Origin of the sequence: Enterobacter cloacae complex sp. IR5441 (genome assembly GCF_049238215.1) — a bacterium.
Lineage (GTDB): Bacteria > Pseudomonadota > Gammaproteobacteria > Enterobacterales > Enterobacteriaceae > Enterobacter > Enterobacter hormaechei_C.
This window is the reverse complement of sequence record NZ_JBMKIA010000047.1, coordinates 1-18017: the sequence shown is the minus strand read 5'-3', so window position 1 is coordinate 18017 and position 18017 is coordinate 1. Positions and strand designations below refer to the sequence as shown.

18 protein-coding genes and 1 pseudogene are annotated in these 18017 nt (G+C 41.7%); 10 read left to right on the top strand and 9 right to left on the bottom strand.

The annotated features are described in order from the left end of the window. Window positions 1-114: 114 nt before the first annotated feature. The 7 genes and pseudogenes from ACOTX5_RS24425 to ACOTX5_RS24395 form a co-directional block, all read right to left on the bottom strand. Window positions 115-1275, bottom strand: a pseudogene (locus tag ACOTX5_RS24425) (TraB/VirB10 family protein); the annotation flags it as partial. Further along, window positions 1265-1726 (bottom strand): plasmid transfer protein HtdO, encoded by a 462-nt coding sequence (gene htdO, locus ACOTX5_RS24420; RefSeq protein ID WP_000521242.1) that lies wholly within the window; start codon window positions 1724-1726, stop codon window positions 1265-1267. The pseudogene ACOTX5_RS24425 and the gene htdO, both read right to left, overlap by 11 nt. Window position 1727: 1 nt before the next feature. Continuing rightward, window positions 1728-2999: a TraK domain-containing protein gene (locus ACOTX5_RS24415; RefSeq protein WP_000592092.1), complete on the bottom strand. Its 1272-nt coding sequence runs from the start codon at window positions 2997-2999 to the stop codon at window positions 1728-1730. Next, a complete protein-coding gene (locus tag ACOTX5_RS24410; RefSeq protein ID WP_000783153.1) occupies window positions 2999-3787 on the bottom strand; it encodes a TraE/TraK family type IV conjugative transfer system protein in 789 nt (262 codons plus the stop codon). Before ACOTX5_RS24410 ends, ACOTX5_RS24415 begins: the two co-directional genes overlap by 1 nt. 11 nt (window positions 3788-3798) lie before the next feature. Then, window positions 3799-4149, bottom strand: coding sequence for a type IV conjugative transfer system protein TraL (locus ACOTX5_RS24405; RefSeq protein ID WP_001447770.1), 351 nt, complete (start codon window positions 4147-4149; stop codon window positions 3799-3801). A gap of 17 nt (window positions 4150-4166) precedes the next feature. Beyond that, window positions 4167-4520 carry a hypothetical protein gene (locus ACOTX5_RS24400; RefSeq protein WP_000423602.1) on the bottom strand — a complete coding sequence of 118 codons (354 nt, stop codon included), beginning with the start codon at window positions 4518-4520 and terminating at the stop codon, window positions 4167-4169. A 1148-nt stretch (window positions 4521-5668) separates the two neighbouring features. Beyond that, entirely contained in the window at window positions 5669-6544 is an 876-nt protein-coding gene (locus tag ACOTX5_RS24395; RefSeq protein WP_000594611.1) for a RepB family plasmid replication initiator protein, read from the bottom strand. A 476-nt stretch (window positions 6545-7020) separates the two neighbouring features. Here ACOTX5_RS24395 and ACOTX5_RS24390 point away from each other — a divergent pair, with 476 nt between their 5' ends. The 4 genes from ACOTX5_RS24390 to ACOTX5_RS24375 all read left to right on the top strand — a co-directional run bounded on the left by ACOTX5_RS24390 (window position 7021) and on the right by ACOTX5_RS24375 (window position 10095). After that, entirely contained in the window at window positions 7021-8073 is a 1053-nt protein-coding gene (locus ACOTX5_RS24390; protein ID WP_001065778.1) for a hypothetical protein, read from the top strand. A gap of 19 nt (window positions 8074-8092) precedes the next feature. Then, entirely contained in the window at window positions 8093-8293 is a 201-nt protein-coding gene (locus ACOTX5_RS24385) for a hypothetical protein (RefSeq protein WP_000594930.1), read from the top strand. Further along, complete coding sequence (locus ACOTX5_RS24380) at window positions 8290-9006, top strand: zinc finger-like domain-containing protein (RefSeq protein WP_234101283.1); 717 nt, start codon at window positions 8290-8292, stop codon at window positions 9004-9006. The genes ACOTX5_RS24385 and ACOTX5_RS24380 overlap by 4 nt, the downstream gene beginning before the upstream one ends. A 234-nt stretch (window positions 9007-9240) precedes the next feature. After that, window positions 9241-10095, top strand: coding sequence for a hypothetical protein (locus ACOTX5_RS24375; protein ID WP_000970401.1), 855 nt, complete (start codon window positions 9241-9243; stop codon window positions 10093-10095). 8 nt (window positions 10096-10103) lie between these two features. Here the strand turns inward: ACOTX5_RS24375 and ACOTX5_RS24370 are convergent, their stop codons facing one another. Next, complete coding sequence (locus tag ACOTX5_RS24370; protein ID WP_001121574.1) at window positions 10104-10916, bottom strand: DNA adenine methylase; 813 nt, start codon at window positions 10914-10916, stop codon at window positions 10104-10106. Between the two features lie 369 nt (window positions 10917-11285). On the opposite strand from ACOTX5_RS24370, the gene ACOTX5_RS24365 reads away from it, so the two are divergent. From ACOTX5_RS24365 to ACOTX5_RS24345, 5 genes are all read left to right on the top strand, one after another. Continuing rightward, window positions 11286-12449: a hypothetical protein gene (locus ACOTX5_RS24365; RefSeq protein WP_000114860.1), complete on the top strand. Its 1164-nt coding sequence runs from the start codon at window positions 11286-11288 to the stop codon at window positions 12447-12449. 247 nt (window positions 12450-12696) lie between these two features. Beyond that, window positions 12697-14388, top strand: a complete 1692-nt coding sequence (locus ACOTX5_RS24360; protein ID WP_000096325.1) for a DUF4942 domain-containing protein — start codon at window positions 12697-12699, stop codon at window positions 14386-14388. Next, on the top strand, window positions 14385-14561 hold the full coding sequence (locus ACOTX5_RS24355; protein ID WP_000070862.1) for a hypothetical protein: 177 nt from the start codon (window positions 14385-14387) through the stop codon (window positions 14559-14561). Before ACOTX5_RS24360 ends, ACOTX5_RS24355 begins: the two co-directional genes overlap by 4 nt. 60 nt (window positions 14562-14621) lie before the next feature. Continuing rightward, complete coding sequence (locus ACOTX5_RS24350; protein ID WP_001805248.1) at window positions 14622-15065, top strand: hypothetical protein; 444 nt, start codon at window positions 14622-14624, stop codon at window positions 15063-15065. Beyond that, window positions 15052-15333, top strand: coding sequence for a hypothetical protein (locus ACOTX5_RS24345; protein ID WP_000535423.1), 282 nt, complete (start codon window positions 15052-15054; stop codon window positions 15331-15333). Before ACOTX5_RS24350 ends, ACOTX5_RS24345 begins: the two co-directional genes overlap by 14 nt. A 57-nt stretch (window positions 15334-15390) precedes the next feature. Here the strand turns inward: ACOTX5_RS24345 and ACOTX5_RS24340 are convergent, their stop codons facing one another. Continuing rightward, complete coding sequence (locus ACOTX5_RS24340; RefSeq protein WP_000966518.1) at window positions 15391-16017, bottom strand: hypothetical protein; 627 nt, start codon at window positions 16015-16017, stop codon at window positions 15391-15393. A 372-nt stretch (window positions 16018-16389) separates the two neighbouring features. Between ACOTX5_RS24340 and ACOTX5_RS24335 the strand changes: the two genes are divergently transcribed. After that, window positions 16390-17919, top strand: a complete 1530-nt coding sequence (locus ACOTX5_RS24335) for an Ig-like domain repeat protein (RefSeq protein ID WP_234101289.1) — start codon at window positions 16390-16392, stop codon at window positions 17917-17919. The last annotated feature ends 98 nt before the right edge of the window (window positions 17920-18017 follow it).

The following is an 18017-nucleotide window of genomic DNA, read 5'->3' as shown; positions in this document are numbered from 1 at the left end:
TCGCACATCTTGTTGTCTGATTATTGATTTTTCGCGAAACCATTTGATCATATGACAAGATGTGTATCCACCTTAACTTAATGATTTTTACCAAAATCATTAGGGGATTCATCAGTACTGAGCCTGTGAATTAGGGTCGATGTTAAGTGAAGATACCTTACTGGGACTTAAGCTACCGGCAAGTGAAGAAAGTCCACCGGCAAATGCAGCTCCTGCAATTGCGTTACCATTTCGGCTGATAAGCGTGCCTCGGATCCCATTTTTTCCGTCATTTTCACTTACAGCATATGCTTCCAGTTTTACGTCAAAAGCTTTCCCTTTTGAATTAACACAAGAGATAGAAGTGGCACGTATGTAAGCACGCTGTGACGCCAGATCACCAACAGCTGAACCCAGAAGGTTACAGTCACGCAAATCCATGGTGAAATTATTGGGCATGATGACATCTTTTTTAATACGCATCGTTACTGGCATTGGTTCTGATTTGGAAGAAAGGCTTGTAGGCGCTTCAAGCCCGGTAATCAGAACACCAGTGATAATAGATGTTGCCGGAAGAAACATTTCATCTTTTCGGGCAGCATGCCGCGCTTTGCTATCAACTGGCGCAGTACCATCACCTCGTACAGTCCGAGTTGGCGCTTTATCTCCTGCAATGACCTCTCTGCCTTCCTTGATTCTGTTTTCAGACACGGGCATAACCTGAATGACACCATCGGTACCATTAGTCTTAATGGAACTTTGTGTGATTGTTCTCATTGGGCTATTACGCGTAGGTGTGATAGAAGCGTAATTAGGGTTTACGCCATTAATCGGCGCATTAGCATTAAGCTGATAAGGAGCTGCCGGTGCCTGCTCATTAATCGTTTTACGCGAACTACCAGCATCCAAGTTACGATTGCCGTTTCGATTTGTCTGCATATCATTAATTTGCTGAGACAGCTGCTGAAGTTGAGAAGTTAAACTTGCAACTTGGGCTTTAGTTTCCTGTTGGGCTTTTTCTGCTTTTTCGCGGTCCTCTTTCGCCGCATTTTGGTCAAGTCGGTTTTGCTTAACCATTTCTTTATATACTTTCTGGCTTTCTTCATTACTCAATTTGTTCATTTGCGAATCATCTAACAACAAATTGGTCTGCATGTCTTTTTTCTGTGTTTTCTTTTCTTTCTTAACTGGTGTGGAAAAAATAGACTGGCTAATAATATAAACAATCACTACCAGCAGAGCGCCAATAACAGAAAGTCTGACGGTCTTATTTTCCCAGGCCTTTTTAATGTCCATGATTAGCTCCACTTGTAGGTTTCTGGAATCGTTTAATTTTTAGATTTCGTTCGCTGTCAGACATCTGAGGAACGATATAGGGTTCACCTGCTCTGGCCCAGTTTTCACGAACAGATGGATGATTCATTTCAGCTTTATCTATCTGGCTCGTTCTAGATATTTCATGTTTGTAATTAGGTTCCAAAACGTTACTTTTGTGATAGTCAAAAGCATTCTCCTCATTAATATTGCCCTCTCCTACAAATTTATCAATAAGAGTTGGATCGTTCATTATTACTGTCTGAACGGGAAAAGCGTTACTGCCATCTTCGATACTAATGGGTGCGTCCGGAACGATTAATACACTCCTTTTTGGTATATATTCTGACCTGTAGTAAAAGCTGGTTAAAGCAAATACGACAAAACCAATCACGGTGGCCCCAAGCAGAGCAGGCAAAGTAACTTTTCCCATATTATTTTCTGATTAGACTTGGTCTGGTTGTAACCCGGGCCTCGCGTTCCTTGAACAATTTATCCCGGACTATGTAAAGCTCTGTTTCTTCTCCCGGTTGCAGGTATGCTTTATCAAATAAAGCACTTGCAATAACGCCTTCTGCCATACACTGCTGATCAGCAACGATTTGACCGTATGGTTTATCGTTTTTCACAAGAATTACATCAATAAGTTCACGTGAGCCAACCAGTCTCTGACCGAGCTTTGCATACATATTAAAGTTACATGGTGACTGCTCTGGCGCAGGAATACGAGAAAGTCGGTCCTGTTGTAAACTGAATCCTGAAGGGACCTCACCAAGAGCCACAGGAGTCAATAAATCAATGATTCTTTGTTTATGATCGTCTTGTTTTGGATCCGTTGGAGCCAGTTCTTCTGACTGGGAGCGGGCCAACATTTCCTCATAGTTTTGCTTATCCAATGAGGTTTCACGTTTGGCTTGCATAGATGGGCTTAAAGATGTAGTAACTGAAATCATCGCACCGGGAACATCAAGCGGTACCAGGGTCAGGTTATAGGTCGATTCAGGTACCTGATCTTCAGACAACATAATCCCGATTGGTTTATCGGTATTAGTTGAAATAAAGACATCGCCACCATTAACAAATATGCTTGCCTCTTCAGCAGGGGTAGAAGTACTGACAGAAGCATTCTTGAAGCTGGTCGATATTCTGTTTTGAAGTCCTCGTGAAACTGGCAGTACCACATTCCCACCAGGCGGCACATTTACACGCTGAACTTCTTTATATCGGTTACGAGCTTCGACATAAAGTTCATCGGCTTTTGACGTGGCGGTCGCATTGGTTGCATTCTGCTGGGAAGAGGTACCTGTTGGTCTCCCATAGCTATCAATTGCACCAGATCGGGTCTGTGCGTCAAATCCGGGGAGACTAGGATTATTTGATAATGCTCCAGTAATAGCGCTTACCGCAGGCGAAGCATTGCTGGCTGGGGAAAGTTGCACGGTAGGGAGATCAGTTGTAGGTTTTTGTCCCTGCGCATTACCGGCTTCACTAAGGTTTGTTTGTGCACCTGACTGTTCAGAACCAGCTTGACCCGGAATAATGGCTTTTGCAGCTCCATTCTGAAATCCGTCAGCACCAACTGGCATTACAACCGGGTTATTAATTGTTGCTGGCAATTGGTATTCTTCAGCGATTACGCAGTTCGAAGTCGTGAGCATGATCAATGCTGTAATTGCGTTGAAGCCTAAGCCCTTTTTTTTAATCATCACTTGTTACCTGTAGACGGTGGCGGATTATCCAGCGTTGCCAGTTGCTCTTTGCCGTTTATCGTAATTTTTTTAATATTCGGTGTTCCGGAATATTGATTTACATATGCAATTCTTGGGCGACCATTTTTCATCCCGAGAACCCATTCATAAGTCCATTTCGATGATTCAGTTTTGTCCGGAACATTTACAAGTCGAGTCGTTTTGGTACCCCAGACATAGACCATGTCATTTTTTGGATCAAAGTAAATATCATTAGGCTTAAAGGTCTGCTCAACACCACGAGCCTGCATGATATTTATCTGCTCCTGTAAAGACTCACTCGTTTTAGCCTGTAGTTCAGGTGAAAGGGCATCGAGGACATAGGCCGTCACAAAGGAAATATTAGTTGGATTAATATTCCCTAAAAGGGTACTAAAAAAGAGAGCCCATTGTGTTTTATAAGATTCCGATGCTTTGTTACCAACAACCGTGATCTCTTCATTCATGTTTGGAGGGGTAACAATCGTCACTGGGTCAGTGAAAAAAAGAATCTTTGCAACCAATAACCCAATGACGGCTATTGAAACAGTATTAATGCGGATAAGTTTTGTATCACGATTAATCAGGGCGCTGTATGTAATTCCAGCACCTGACGCTTCAGCTTGTGGGCTAAATCGTTTTTTAATGTCCAAAAAACGTCCCTTAGCACTTTCATCTTTCTTTACGTATGACTGTTCAAGATCACCGTTTTCATCCTTTTTAGATTTTTTGAAAAAAGGGATGTTAATGCCACTTAGCATTTTCATTCATAGCTCCATCAAGAATACAAATCTCTGATAAATGGATCGTTGAAATAACGGCTACTAAAAACTGCTTTACCTGGCAAAAAACCGAGCCACCAGAGTTTGTGTTTTAGCAATCCTCTTATTCCTGACTCAGCTGCTTTGTTATACGCAATCCAATACACAACCGCTGCTACAACAGAAAACCCGAAGCATTCGAAGATATTCCCAAATGCAACCAGAATGAATGCAAGCCCTAATTTTTTGGCATCCCAAAACAAAATCAGTAGAGGCATGTTGATCCTGAAAGGGAATCTATAGGTATGCTGAGGAACGTCGTTCTGCTTACTCATTAAAAATCCAGAGAGGGGGATGAACCCCCTCATGCATGATTAACAATAAATTACAGCGGTACGCCAGCATCCATAAAGGTGCTGATAATTTTCTCGCCGTTGGCCATTACCAGCATCATGAATAATGAAACCAGTGCCAGGCCCGGGTTAGGCTTAAGGACAGAGAAATATACGCTTGAGATCAACATCGCGGCTGCCAGAATTTTGCCCGGAGCTCCAGTCATACTTTCACTCATGTATGACCAAATATCTCCCAGTGCCCCATCATCTGAACCCGCATATGCCAGACCGCAAAAAAGCACGGTCAGCAGAACAAACAAAATCACTTTTGCGCTTTTTGTTTTAAAAAGTGCAGCCGTGTTAGATTTCTTTTCACTAAGGCCAATATTTAAAGAAAGTTCCATAATTACTCCGTGTAGATTTGAGTTCACGTAAACGCGAATGAATAATACTTTTTTATTCCGATCCTTCCGTTCGCATAAACCCCCTTTTTTTAACGTTTAGCGATTGGTGAATTTTTAAGCAAAGGGCCTAAAGCATAATCTTTGAAAGGTACCAGTGAACGCTTAGTAAAAGTTTGAAAGAGGGGAGGGGGTAAGATTACGTTAAGCTCAATCCTGAAGCTGATGAGACTCCTCAAGCATAAAAGTCACTTTTGATGGTTTGAAAAGCTCTAACTAGATATCGGGCAGGTAACTAAGCTTCATATCTAATCTTTTTTGTTCCCTTATTATCTATCTCTTGATTCTGAGAAGGCCGCATATCACTGTGCTCCCTGGTTCGGCAACTATCAGTTGGAGAAACTACATACAATCCTCGGGCCGGTGCGTCATTCATCTAAATGCCTTTTACACCTCTGGGCGTGAGTGGGACTTTGTCTTGTCCATACGAACATCATTCATTCGAATGCTTTTGGCCAATGCTATTTAAGCAAATGCTTTCTGGCTGAGTCCTTTTGCGAATGAGTCTTTGATATAACTGCATGAATTTTGGGTTGTTTGGTGTACTAACAAAACAAAGGCATTTCTTTGAATGCCATTGGAGTTGTGATGCTTCTGATATTTTTTTGATCTCATATCAAGCACATAGTCCTTCTGATGCCCAATGTCATAGATGTCTTGGACCATTCTCGCTCTTAACAAAGCTGAACTGTGTGTCATTCGACCTAATGCCATTCACCAAAATGCCTTTTTATACCACTGCATAGCTATGCTCGGGATACAGTGGCAAACAAAAGCATTTCAATGAATGAATTTTTGGGATACCGACATCAAAAGCATTTGTATGAATGTAAGAGGCGTAATCCACAAAAGGCATTCACGTGAATAGAGTGCGCACGAAACCATCTTGCTCAACGGCATTTAATGAATGGGCTAGCATGTACGCTTGAGTCAGAAAGGCATACAGATGAATAGTCAGGAGTTCGTTTGAAAAGTTACTTTTTTGCACATTAAGCCGAGATGTAAGACCAGTAGTAAAAGAAGCACTAAGCATAGCACTGATAAATAACTTATTTTTCAGCAGGTTATAACCAGTGCATACCAGATAGCTTTCAACCTTGTTTGGCAAGGGCCAGCTTAGGGCTTCTTTTGAAGATCTGAAATTGTATGTCGCGACCTTTCTTAACTTCTTGATAATCGAGATATCCGATAGATTCAAGTTCCCGCATTGCTTTACGAATTATCTGGTTTTGCGTACGAATAGGGGTTGTAAGAAGCAACCTTTCCCTCAACCGTTTCATATTAACGAACAACGTACCAGCTGGCATTGCTTCAAAATAAATATAGAGAGATTGCGCAGCTTCTTTTTTAGCCAAAATGTATAGAACCTGAAGGCTTAACAATGTCTTATGGTCGTAACGATACAGTTCCCACATAGAAGGATCCCCAACCAGCTCAACAGTATCGCTTTTTGGATCAATCATAGCCTTCTGCACCAGATGCGTTACTGTGAACCGACCACTACGAGAGTCTGAGAAGGCAAGCACTACCGATGCAAGGTTCATTAATGACTCTTTAAAGCGCGCACGAGTTCGTTTGTTGATGTTTGTTGAACTGATACCACACATCTTCGCAAACTCGTTAAAAGTCAGGCTAATCTTCTCGGAAGTAAAACCATATTTACTGAAAGCCATGATGATCCCGAGCCAGCACTTAAAGTCGGTAGACATAGATAGTTTGACACCAGTTATCTTGATGTCGTCATAACCCTCCGATCTTGCAATTTCCATACACGAAAGCTCATCAGAGGCATCAACTTCAAAGTTTCGGTCGCGGTTTTCTTTTGTGCCGACAGGGGTAAATACACTCAATCTCAGCAGGGCCACGGGCTGAACCGACTTGGACGAGTTAGGCGTCAGTTGATAAGTCTTACCTGATTCATTACTGGTTACGTCAAAAGGATGGATTAACTCGTTGTTTTTAATCATTAACTTAACTCGTCGGTGATAAGATTTTCATTTGGCAAACTGTTTATAACATATTCTTGCAAATGCTTTTTACGCATTTACCTAAATGCCATAAGCATTCCAGTAAATGCCTTCCTTATTCATTCAAATGCTTTTCGCATGCATCCGAATGCCGGATCCTTTCATAAAGTTACTATAATCAATGAGTTAAAGATGCCGTGATCTTTACTTGAACTCTATTGATCTTTAGTGATCTAAAGAATTGATCTAACCTGTTGAAAACAATGATAAGTCCATATAAAACAAGGAATAGCGCTCCTTTATCAATATCTACAGATCGCAAACGGAAATGAAAGTGGGTTTACTATCATTGTTTTATTCAAGACAGTTTTTATTTTAATTTTATTAAGCAAATTTTTTGAGTTTACCTTTTAGATGTATCAGCCCTATTTGGCAAATTTGAGGTTCATGTATCATGTAGTAAACAGGAGGAAGATATGAACAACAGCAAACATACAGTCATTGAAGTGGATACTAATCTAGTTGAAATTGAAAAGGGATTTAATCCCCGAGAGGCGGTAATCGGAGATTTGTGTTACGAACAAGAACCTGTCAAATCGATGATTGTGTCAATCAAACAAGCCTTTAAGGAAGGAAGGCAGGTTGATATGATCAAGGTCGTAAAAAGAAAAGGTAAATATTTAGTTCGTCAAGGTCATACTCGTTTTCATGGCTTAAAATTAGCAATTTCTGAAGGTGCTAATATTCCAAAATTATCTGTTATCTTAATCGATTATAAAAACGAAATTGAAGAATACCTTGAGAACCTCGATGGTAACAGAAGCAATGGGCTAAATCCGGTTGGGCAAGCTCATGCATTAGCTCATGCTGTTAGTCTCGGGTATTCGGTTGAAGAACTAGCAATGCGATATCAACGATCAACTACCGCAATTCGTAATATGCTAAAAATCCTTGATATGCCATTAGAGCTTCAACGTTTGATTAGCCTAAATCTAATCAAAAAAACGCTCGCCATTGAAATAATGTTAAAATATTCCAACGATCACAAAATGGTTTTAAAACATATAGAAGGTTTCTTACCTGGCGTTAAGAATATTGAGACTACAACGAGCAAAATTGTAGGCATACCTGAACACAATGCAGCTGGAGCAGGACCAGACACCTTAAATAAAGGCGGACCAGAAAAGAAAAATTCGGCAGTCACACGTAAGACTTTGGGTATTAAGCGCCTCTCGCATAAGAAAACAGAACGGCTAAAATCTGAATTTCTTGAGCTTGTGGAAAGTACACATACGGAATCTATAACGAATACTCAAACAGAACTAAAATTTGGTAGAGATAGTGCACACTTGTTCAAAAATGTTGATAGTAAAAATGTAATATTTTCTGATGATGGTGTTCAAATAATCTTGAATGATGAAAAGCTAAATATTTTATTGTCTTTACTTAACGACGAAAATACAGCAATCATTCTTTCTAAACCAAAATTAGAAGAGCTTCTGGAAATTCGAGATCTCCTTAAGGAATAAAAACCCGAGGATTAGTTGAGTGATTAAACCTATAAAGCTGACTCTTATCGATAATTATAATGATTTGCTTCTAACTCATGAAGTCCTTAAACGCAACATGGAAGAGTTAGAACACGGTAAACGTTTTGACCAATTTCCTGAAGGGCATGACCACTATGAAAAAACTGTGAAAGAAGCTGTAGCAATCGTAGAGGCACGTTTGGAGGTGTTTCGAAAATGAAATCTCTTTTCTTTACTCTTGATGGTCATATGGTACCAGCCTCAGTGAATGTATCCCTTAACGGAGATGGAAATTATTATGCACCTATCGAAAGAGAATGTAACGAATGTGCGGGCACAGGCCACAAAGGGGCTGATGTATGTGAAAAGTGTCATGGGGTGCAAACAGTTGGACCCATTATTGAAAAATTAGTGGTACTAGAGCCAATTACCTTTCTCGATAACATTCCGGAACTGCGTGTTAACCCAACACTCGAAGCATGGAAATCCAGAAACCACGTACTTATTGAGAAAGCAAAAAAGGCTAACACTAAGTTTTCTAATAGTATATTGGCGCAACTAGACAATAACCGTTTTTTGACAGAACGCCAGCTGGATTGTTTCTTTACAACCTTTGATGTGATGTTGTCTGAAACTCCGGAAAATGAACAAGAATTTTTAAAACATAGCTACAATATCGGCCAGGTCATAAGCATTGAACTAACATTTACTGAAGTCAGGGCCGCGTACGCAAAAAGTAAAGGGAGTTATTTTTTTACATTTACTGGTAAAGTTAGAAATGACGGGATCGCTTTAACGGCCGATAAACAGGATCACATTTTATTGGGTGAACGTTATCATTTGACTGGAAAAGTCAGAAAATTCTATGATTTTGATTCGAAAAATTATGCTGCAATAACAGTTTTTAAGTTAAGTAAACTCCAAGACAGTTAAATGTTTTACTGCTTAAATATAGAGCCAAGACTTAAACTGTCGTTAGGACTCACTCACGTAATATTGTTGCTTACGCAATGGGTTTTATCCCTCATAAAGATCTGCGAGTATAAATCTTTTACATTTAAATTCCCCTCTATCACAACCTTTTCAATAGTAAAAAAATGATAATCTTATTAATTATAATTTTTAATTTTTTGTATACCAATACCATACAGTTAAGGCTAAAAGGTGATGATGGAGATGGACTTTAAAATGCACAATGATCTGGGTCTCGGTTTCATTTGTAAAAATGCAAGAACATCGTCAAAGCCAACGTTAAGAAAAGTTACTTTTCCGGTAAGCGCATATGAAACGTCTAAGCTTTCTTTAACCGGTTTTCAATGCCCCACAGCCTGCCGATTTCCTTTTTTTGTGCTATGCATGATAATCCATAACCATCTTTCGTCTGCATGCCCTATCAACCAAAATGAATGTTCAAATCATATATCGCAATTTTCTATCGACATTAAAGTACAAGATTGGCTTAGCCGTTCAAGAGTAGCGTTTATTGATTTCCATAATCTAAGAAATACAGATAAAACCACATTAATAACAGTGGAACATCTTGAAGCTTTACTTACTGTTATGTCAACTACTCTTGTCGCTTACGCTCCATATTCAAAAAAGAGACTTAACTTTAGCTTTCTAAATTCATTTACTTTGTCTAAAACTTCTCAAAGTTACACATTAACTTTCCCGGTAGTTCTCAGTCCGCTTTTAGATGCTCTTGGCGGTTTCATTCAGGAATGCATAACCGAAAAATTGTTAAAACGACGAAATTCGAATTTCATGGTTTACGAGTATCTTAAACGTTCAGGCCAGAGCTCTCATAAAGTGGAGGACATTAATAACGACTTACAGCTTAAAACTCTAAATATAAGACTTATGAGCGTCCTTACTGGGCTTTCTCAGCAAGGACTCATTTCATTTATTTGCGAAGGAAAGAGGGGCGACCGGAGAATAGAAGAGCTTCAGTTTATACCTTATGTTCAACGAACTCACCCTGAGGTATTAACTTTTCAGGAATGGATTAGCCCCGTTGATTAGAATTAACTCTATTTCAGCACGGCCAGTATTTCTGTTTCCGTTTTCCGTGTATTTGGCTTACTTCCTACGGATCGGTAAGCGCTGAGTCTGTGTATGACGAATCCACGCTCTTCATAGAGGCCCAAAGTGAATGGTGTCAGGCTATTTGATATCGCAACAGCAGCGCCTTTTCTGTGAGCGTCAACGAGCATATTTGCTAACAGCACGTGGTCGCTTTGGCTGAACGGTTTACCATCGTAACTGACAAAACTAGTTTTGCTTGTTTTGTCATATGGCGGATCACAATAAATCTGATCTCCTTCGCCGGTTGCGGCCAGAGTCTCCTCAAAACCAGCGGTGATCAGTTCAATACCTGAAAGACGAAATGAAAGGTAGTCTATTTTATTGAAGTCAAGCTTCAGTTCTGTATGTTTCCCCCAGGGCACTGAATAGATTCTTTCTGAGTTATAGCGGCACATACCGTTATAGCCCAGGCGATTCAGGGAGTAAAACAAAGCCGCTCTTTGAAGCGGTTGACCAGAAATACAGGTTTTGTTGAAACGGTCCCTCATCTCATAGTAGTCCTTTTCGACAAAGGTTTTATCCGCTAGGTTTTGGACCTGATTTATAAAGTTAGTTTTCTGTCTTTGAATAGTCCTGTATAGGTTGATCAAGTCTGGATTGCTATCTGCAAGCAATGCATTTTGTGCAAACATGTTCAGAAAAACGGCACCACCGCCTATAAAGGGTTCTACCCACCGGCAACTATGATCGTGTGGGTAGTGATGGCTGATGAAAGGCATCAGTTTCGTTTTTCCACCAGCCCATTTGATTATCGGCATGTGTCTGAGATGTCGAGTCAAAGTGTCTATACCTGAGAGAGAAATTTAGGTGCTGGTATCGTACCTAACCACGGGCTTTAACTAATAACTTAGGGAGCAAAAAAAAGTTGTTTAAGACGCACAGTTTTGACTTTCAGCATTGCGGATTTATAAGATTTTTCCTCACTGATACCTGAACTTTATGTTTTGGATTTATGTCTTTGTTTATGAAGCGATTTTGATGCCATCACAAGAAATGGGGAGCCCTCTTTTTTTGTGAAAAATCAGAATAGGCTCAAAAAGTACCTTTTTTGCGAAAAATTATGGATTTTTTTTTCGGTAGTATCCCCGCTACGCAGAAAGTAAGCAGAAAAATGTAACGGAGCCCCTATGAGTGTTTTACTGACAGAACCTACACAGCAAGCTAATGACAAGGTCTTTAAAACGGCCCATGTTGCCTTTTCAGTAGTTACTGGCACAGGTCGTTACGTCACTGGGCTTAAACAGTTCCGTGATGCAAACCCTGAACTTTGTACTGAAGTAAGTGACCAGAAAGCATGGGCTATCCACCCTTCAGTAATTCAGGTCACGCCAGGCTTCAACTCCCGCGAAATGGGAATGGGTGACGATTACTATAAGCTCCCTGAGGTTGAAGAACACATCTACAACATCAAGAATGCCTACATTCGAGGTGACTATGTAGACCCTATCCGAGTACGTGTCATTGATGGGGTACCTTTTGTTCGCCAGGGGCACTGCCGTTTAAAAGCCGCAATGATGGCATGTGATGAAGATCATGACATCACAATCCTTTGCGTTGAGATTAAAGAAGATGAAATTGGCTGTGAGCTCGCGACCATTGATGGTAACCGTGGTCTTGCGCTTTCTCCTGTTGCGCTTGGCGAGTCCTATCGTCGCCTACATTCTCTTGCTGGCTGGTCACTCGAACGAATTGCTCAACGTGAAAATAAAAGCCCGACGACCATCAGTTCTCTTATCCGCCTGACAACCTGTTCTGTTGTTATCAAGAAATGGATTCATGCTGACGCTATTTCGTATGTTAACGTGCTTTCACTGATCGATGAGCTCGGTGAAACAGAAGCAATTTCACGTATCAAGAAGATGATCGCGGAACTTGAGCAGGCCGATGCGAATGGCATCACGGTGAAAAAAACCCAACATGGTCAGGTACGAGTCAGACCTTCAGACTTCAAGCCAGCACGGATTCCGCCGGTTATTGCCACAAAAGCCGTAGAAGGCGTCAAACTCATCACCACCAGCTTATTACAGAAACTGGGGGATATTGAATTGCCGGAGATGACAGATTCAAGTGCTGACGAAGAAATCAACATTACGTTGAACCGCAGTACTCTGGAGATGCTGAGAAATCTTTCAAAAGAGATCACAGAATCAGAGAACAAGCAGCTTCGCCGTGCGGAGAATCGTCAGGCAAAACTTAATGGTGAGAAGCCAAAATACCCACGTAAAAAAAATGCTAAGAAGGCAGGGGAAGAGACCGATCAGGATACTGACCCACAGCCGGACGCAGAATAATTTACTTTTGGCAAAGTGTTGGTTTTGTCAGAGTCATTAAGGATTCAGGCTTTTTGCCCGCCTTTTTTAAACCTCCATGTATCGTTCTTGCCCCGTTTATGCGGGGCTTTTTTTTTGCTTCTTTCTATGAGTTGACATCTTTAAGTTTTATTCAGAGACATAAAAAACTTTTTCGTGTCACTGAACCTATTAGGTTACAGAGCGACGTTGCTATCCTGGTAAAAGTTTTTTCTAAAGGACCGGTAAAATGTCATCTCTTGATTCTGAAGCTAAACCCGATAATGCAGGTCACAGCGTACTGGCTTTAACAACCTCTCATAGCCTGGTGGTTAGCTCTTCTGAAACATTTCTTCCAGATATGCGCAAAGAGCTCGGCATTATCGCGGATCTTGTTGAGTCCTATAATGATGAACTCTGCTTGTTGAAACACATGGCTGTCCAGTTCAAAACCCACAATCACCAGAAACTTTATTCTTATCTCTCAGGCTACAACCACAGTATCTCTGAAGCGGATGCCTTGTTCGCGGAAAACGCTCTGAGATCTGAATACTGGAAACGCGTTATGGCACTCACTGATGTTTTGCCTATCATGTCGGATGCCAAACGTAACGAATGGGATAAGCAGTTTACGGCCGACCGCTATATTATGCCGCCTCAGGTGATCCCTGATTTCACAGCTGACGCTGTAGTAGGCACAGTCGTTGCTTTGCTTAATGACCGCAATCAATTTATTAAAGAAAGGGTTTACGACGTCTTCCAGTCTCTGAGCCGCAGTCATAAGACAAACAAAGCTTTTGGGTTCTCCACCCGCATGATCACTACCGGAGTTTGCGAGCCGTCTAAATACCCCTGGCAGAAATTAAGGGTGGATTTTAAAGAGTCTGGCATTTCACCACTGAGCGAGCTCCGCGTTATATGCGCATTCTTCCGTGGCGAACAGGTGAAGGCGATCCATAACACCAAATCATTGGTTGAGGCGTTGGTCGAACATGAGGGGTTCAGAAAATGGATCTGCATCGATGGCAACAGTATTCGTTTCAGGGTTTACAAAAATGGATCAATGCATATTGACGTCCACCCTGATATCGCCGAGCGGCTTAACAATATTTTATCAGCTATCGTACCGCTGGCATTACCTGCCGACCGCATGGCTCATAGCAAGAAATCTTTGGAGGCATTCCCTGTACTTAAGCAGTGCATCGACTTTGATACCCGGATGCAGCTTTCTGAACTAATGTTTAAAAATGACGGGGACAATAAATGGAGTTGCTGGACATCTTTAGGGTCTCTCGCCGAACGCAAATCTTCGAGTGTTGCCGCTGACACCCTTCGGTTCTTAGGGGCAACAGTAACAAAATACGATGTGACATTTTCCTATGATCCGTGTGAGGTTATTCGTTACATCGGCCAGATAGGGGAGATGCCTGATATTGTATCGCATCAGTTTTACCCTTCATCTTGCCGAATCAGCGAATATGTATATTCCCTGCTCGGTGCAGGGGAAGGGGATACCCTCCTGGAGCCTAATATTGGCCATGCGGATTTGCTTAAATCATTCCCTGCCGGTGTGATCGTTACTGGCATCGAGCTTGATACTTTGAATTGCCTTATCTCCCGGGCTAAGGGATACGATACGACAGAAGCTGACTTCCTCACATGGTCTAAGTCTAATCAACAGAAGAAGTTTGATTATGTCGTGATGAACCCACCTTTTGCCGATAACCGGGCCAGGCTGCATCTCCAGGCAGCTGCATCTCATCTCGCAGCCGGGGGATCTCTAGCAGCCGTTCTTCCATTATCTCTTCAGGGGCTCGATAACCTTCTGGGGGAAGAATTCCGGACGGAATGGATGGACGTTTTTGAGAACGAGTTTGAAAACACGACCGTTTCGGTTCGCATCCTGTACGCCGAACGTATTCAACAAGAGGAAGTCCTATGAGCAACCAACCCACCAGCCTGCCAGAAGAAGATATTGAGTTTGTTATGGATACCTTTCAGAGGAGCATGGGTAAATCCAAACCTGTCAGGGATACTCAAATAGAGGGCGAGAAACCGCAAAGTAAAGAGTCCGCAAACTCAACTGAAAACCCCGGTTATGAAGAATTCTTTTAATTACGCTCATGATATCCTGGTGCAGTTATTTAGAATGATATTTGAGGGATGGGGGACATTGTGATTAAAAGGCGTAACATTCGACGATCAGTTTATGGATTGCTTATTGTTCTTATCGCCGGAAATGTGTGGTTAGGCCTTAGAGCTGATAAAATTCATAAAGTGCGTTATCAGGATTTCTGGTCACCGGCAACTGTGATTAAAGTAACTGTAATGCCTTCAACGAATGAAATCCAGCTCAGTGGTAAAATCCCTAAATCGGTAAGAGTTTCAAACAATTATGTTGAGTACTCGTTACCGGGCACACTCTCGGACAAGACCATTTACCGAAGCGTGTTAGAAGATGAGATGCTCACTTTGCTTAATGCTGGAGGTCAACTTGAAGTTAAATACACTCTGGACAAGCAGACAAATCGAACTAAGGTATGCACTAAGTGCTTACGGGTGATTAAAGATATTAACCATCAATATTCAGCCACTGAGGTAAAGCATGGGCAGTCCTAAATTTGAAATTGCTGAGCAAATTAAAATGTGGATCGTTGTTTATCTAGTTTGCTTTTTAGCACTTTACTGTGTGTTAAGCGCTCTACATGCGCTTTATGATCCGCTAAATTTACCTGCCCTGACGTGGCCTATCAGCTGGTTCGTGGTGCCTGAAATGACAAGTTTTGGCAGTGCATTATTAGCTTTTGTCCTAACGCCAGGCCTTTGCTCTATAATTGCTGTTTTATTCGGTAAGTCTACCTTTAAAAAAGCTAAAACAAAAATATAGAGTTAATTAGATTGGTGGCTCAGGTTTATAAAACCTCTCACTAGAGAGGTTTATTTATTATTTTTGACTGAGATTAACAGCGTTTTCCATAAATGTATCAATAACAACCGTAAGAGACTGGCTGGTACCATGGCTATACTCAGGCCAAGGTAAAAAAGGATATGAAGAATACGCCATCAACATGATACTGGTTGGGCAACGCCAGTCCGTTGGAACACCTTTACTGTAATGGACAATCATAGCCGGGCGACTACAATCAATATCTCCAGCGTTTTTATCGAGTACGAAAGTAGCCAGAACGCCGGTGTCCTTCTGGGATACGAAAACAAGGCTGTCAGTAAAAATAAAGGCCATTAAGGAAGAGGCCAGGAAAGCGCCAGTAAATAAGGACTTCTTCTCTTTCCAAACGCGTCGAGCATATAACCCCATTAGCGCTACCGCTGAAACCATTCCGGACCACTGAGCACCCAAAGAAAAATCTGTTACTGTTTTAGATGTCATACTTTCATTAATAGTAATCATTGCGACAATGAATGGTGATGCAATTCCAAGTGTTGCTAGGACTATCAGCGATATTTCAGACCGGTTTTCTTTAGCGGATCCTTTACTTATTGCAGACATTGCTCTGAACATAACGAATGTACTGTTGAGCATCAGAAAACAGCATAAGAGCATGTATAACATTGGGTTTCCTCAACCTAGAAGTGATGGTTACCCTGTTATTTTACATAAATTTGACTCAACAGATGCTTTTAAAATCTCGCTTCCTTGAATTTAAAAACATATCAGCACAATTGGCAAACATAAAGGAGCAGCGTCTATCAAAAGTTACTTTTATGATTGGTTGAATACTCATTTTGAAGGCTAAAATCCAAAAAAGTGGGTACAAAAAGTTACTTTTGCGTCATCCAGATGCACTGCCGCCATTTTGCATTCTGTACGTTGGTTGCTTTCTCACTTGATGTCTCTTTTAACAGGCAAATTATCACTTTATCCGACCGGACCTTGTAGGCTGAATCCGTAGAATAAGGCTATAACCTATTCCCGGAGCATCATATGCGTAAAACTCTAATTGGCTGCATGGTTGCAACTGCCCTTGCTACTGTATCTTCGGCACATGCTCAGGTATTTAGCTACTCATTTACAGATACCAATAAGGCTGTTCGGAATATTAAGCCTGCAACACAAACATATCTTAATCCCGCTGGTGTTTTGACTCTGAACTTGATATCGGGTCTTGATCGGTACGAGCGAGTGACGGTCACACGAGACAGCGATAAAAAGGTTATGTATTCCTCCGTCTCGACCAAAACGAGCGTTGCAGATCGTATCGTTGCTGCCGATGGAACAGAATACTATGGAAAGGATATGGTTCTACCGGCGCTCGGAGAAGGGACCTTTACTGTAGTCAATGAAACTCTGGATATTCGCCAGACTGTAGTGAGCACATCTACTTATCATTTCATCGTTGATACAACTCCTCCACGCTATAAGAGTATTTATCCGAGTCAAAACGCAGGTTACGACATGGTACTTTCTGGGCCACTTTGGGAGTTGGGCCGAGGCGGTAGTGGCCAGTTTTCTATATTTGCAGACGGTATTGAGGATGCTAGTGGAATTGCCAAGATCCGTCTTGTCATTAAACGAAGTAATGGTTCTGTGGTCTCCGACAATAACCTGAGTTATGACACAGCCAATAAACGTGCGTTCTATCCGTGGATTAAAGATATGAACACCCAGGCTGGCATGCCCTCAAGTGATCTTGATGAAGAATTCACCTTCAATTTCATCGTTACGGACCTGGCAGGAAATACGCTTAACATTCCTCCCCAGCGGTTTTTATATGACGATCAAATGGGAGAATTTACGCCATTTGCAGTTCATGACTCACGTGTAAGCACCAGTGTTGTACCCGGCATTTCTTCGGGATACGTCCCGTTTAAACGAGGCCTTACAGTGCTGGAAAACCCCTACAAGTTGGTTATACGTATCCCAAGAACTAACTGGAAGCCATATCGAAATGGTGGCATGAGCATTACCAATAACTATGGCGGAGTACAGGTCCTTTCCGAAGATGCCACCTATGTCTACGTGGAAGTTAAGCTGCCACAGGGTGCCTTAGATGGAAACTACTATAGACCTGTGAATACATATCAATGGTCTGGAGGAGATCTTGGTCAGTATGCCAGCTGGCTCAACTGGGATCCTGCCTCTGTAAAGAGTCCGGCTTGGGGAAGTTCACCCATAGAACGACAAAAGGCTGATGGAACATGGTTCAACAGCGTAAACTGGAACCTGTTCAAGGCATCTGATATGCCTATAAAACTTACTAATATCCGGTTCAATGTACAGGCTAGGCCATATGATCAAAAAATCACTGGCGGAGCAACATGCAGTATTCCAGCTGGCTCAACAACCTGTACCGTCTCTTTGCCCCAGGATATTATAAATGGCACTACCGGCTATCTTCATAGTGGCTATGAAGTAAGGTCAACCACCGAAGCAACCTTCTTTGCCCCTATATGGGAGAATATAGCCTGGCATACACTGGGTCCCTCCGTCACTGGTGAATCGCCACGCGTTTAACAGACACCTCAGAGTCATTTAAGATGACTTAAAGAGAGGTGCCCATGAGCGGTAAGCGTTATCCTGAAGAGTTTAAAACTGAAGCAGTCAAACAGGTT

Excerpts from the sequence above, each read along its gene's own strand:
- htdO (WP_000521242.1), bottom strand. The coding sequence starts at position 1,726 with ATGGGAAAAGTTACTTTGCCTGCTCTGCTTGGGGCCACCGTGATTGGT.
- ACOTX5_RS24415 (WP_000592092.1), bottom strand. The coding sequence starts at position 2,999 with ATGATTAAAAAAAAGGGCTTAGGCTTCAACGCAATTACAGCATTGATC.
- ACOTX5_RS24410 (WP_000783153.1), bottom strand. The coding sequence starts at position 3,787 with ATGAAAATGCTAAGTGGCATTAACATCCCTTTTTTCAAAAAATCTAAA.
- ACOTX5_RS24405 (WP_001447770.1), bottom strand. The coding sequence starts at position 4,149 with ATGAGGGGGTTCATCCCCCTCTCTGGATTTTTAATGAGTAAGCAGAAC.
- ACOTX5_RS24400 (WP_000423602.1), bottom strand. The coding sequence starts at position 4,520 with ATGGAACTTTCTTTAAATATTGGCCTTAGTGAAAAGAAATCTAACACG.
- ACOTX5_RS24395 (WP_000594611.1), bottom strand. The coding sequence starts at position 6,544 with ATGATTAAAAACAACGAGTTAATCCATCCTTTTGACGTAACCAGTAAT.
- ACOTX5_RS24390 (WP_001065778.1), top strand. The coding sequence starts at position 7,021 with ATGAACAACAGCAAACATACAGTCATTGAAGTGGATACTAATCTAGTT.
- ACOTX5_RS24380 (WP_234101283.1), top strand. The coding sequence starts at position 8,290 with ATGAAATCTCTTTTCTTTACTCTTGATGGTCATATGGTACCAGCCTCA.
- ACOTX5_RS24375 (WP_000970401.1), top strand. The coding sequence starts at position 9,241 with ATGATGGAGATGGACTTTAAAATGCACAATGATCTGGGTCTCGGTTTC.
- ACOTX5_RS24370 (WP_001121574.1), bottom strand. The coding sequence starts at position 10,916 with ATGCCGATAATCAAATGGGCTGGTGGAAAAACGAAACTGATGCCTTTC.
- ACOTX5_RS24365 (WP_000114860.1), top strand. The coding sequence starts at position 11,286 with ATGAGTGTTTTACTGACAGAACCTACACAGCAAGCTAATGACAAGGTC.
- ACOTX5_RS24360 (WP_000096325.1), top strand. The coding sequence starts at position 12,697 with ATGTCATCTCTTGATTCTGAAGCTAAACCCGATAATGCAGGTCACAGC.
- ACOTX5_RS24355 (WP_000070862.1), top strand. The coding sequence starts at position 14,385 with ATGAGCAACCAACCCACCAGCCTGCCAGAAGAAGATATTGAGTTTGTT.
- ACOTX5_RS24345 (WP_000535423.1), top strand. The coding sequence starts at position 15,052 with ATGGGCAGTCCTAAATTTGAAATTGCTGAGCAAATTAAAATGTGGATC.
- ACOTX5_RS24340 (WP_000966518.1), bottom strand. The coding sequence starts at position 16,017 with ATGTTATACATGCTCTTATGCTGTTTTCTGATGCTCAACAGTACATTC.
- ACOTX5_RS24335 (WP_234101289.1), top strand. The coding sequence starts at position 16,390 with ATGCGTAAAACTCTAATTGGCTGCATGGTTGCAACTGCCCTTGCTACT.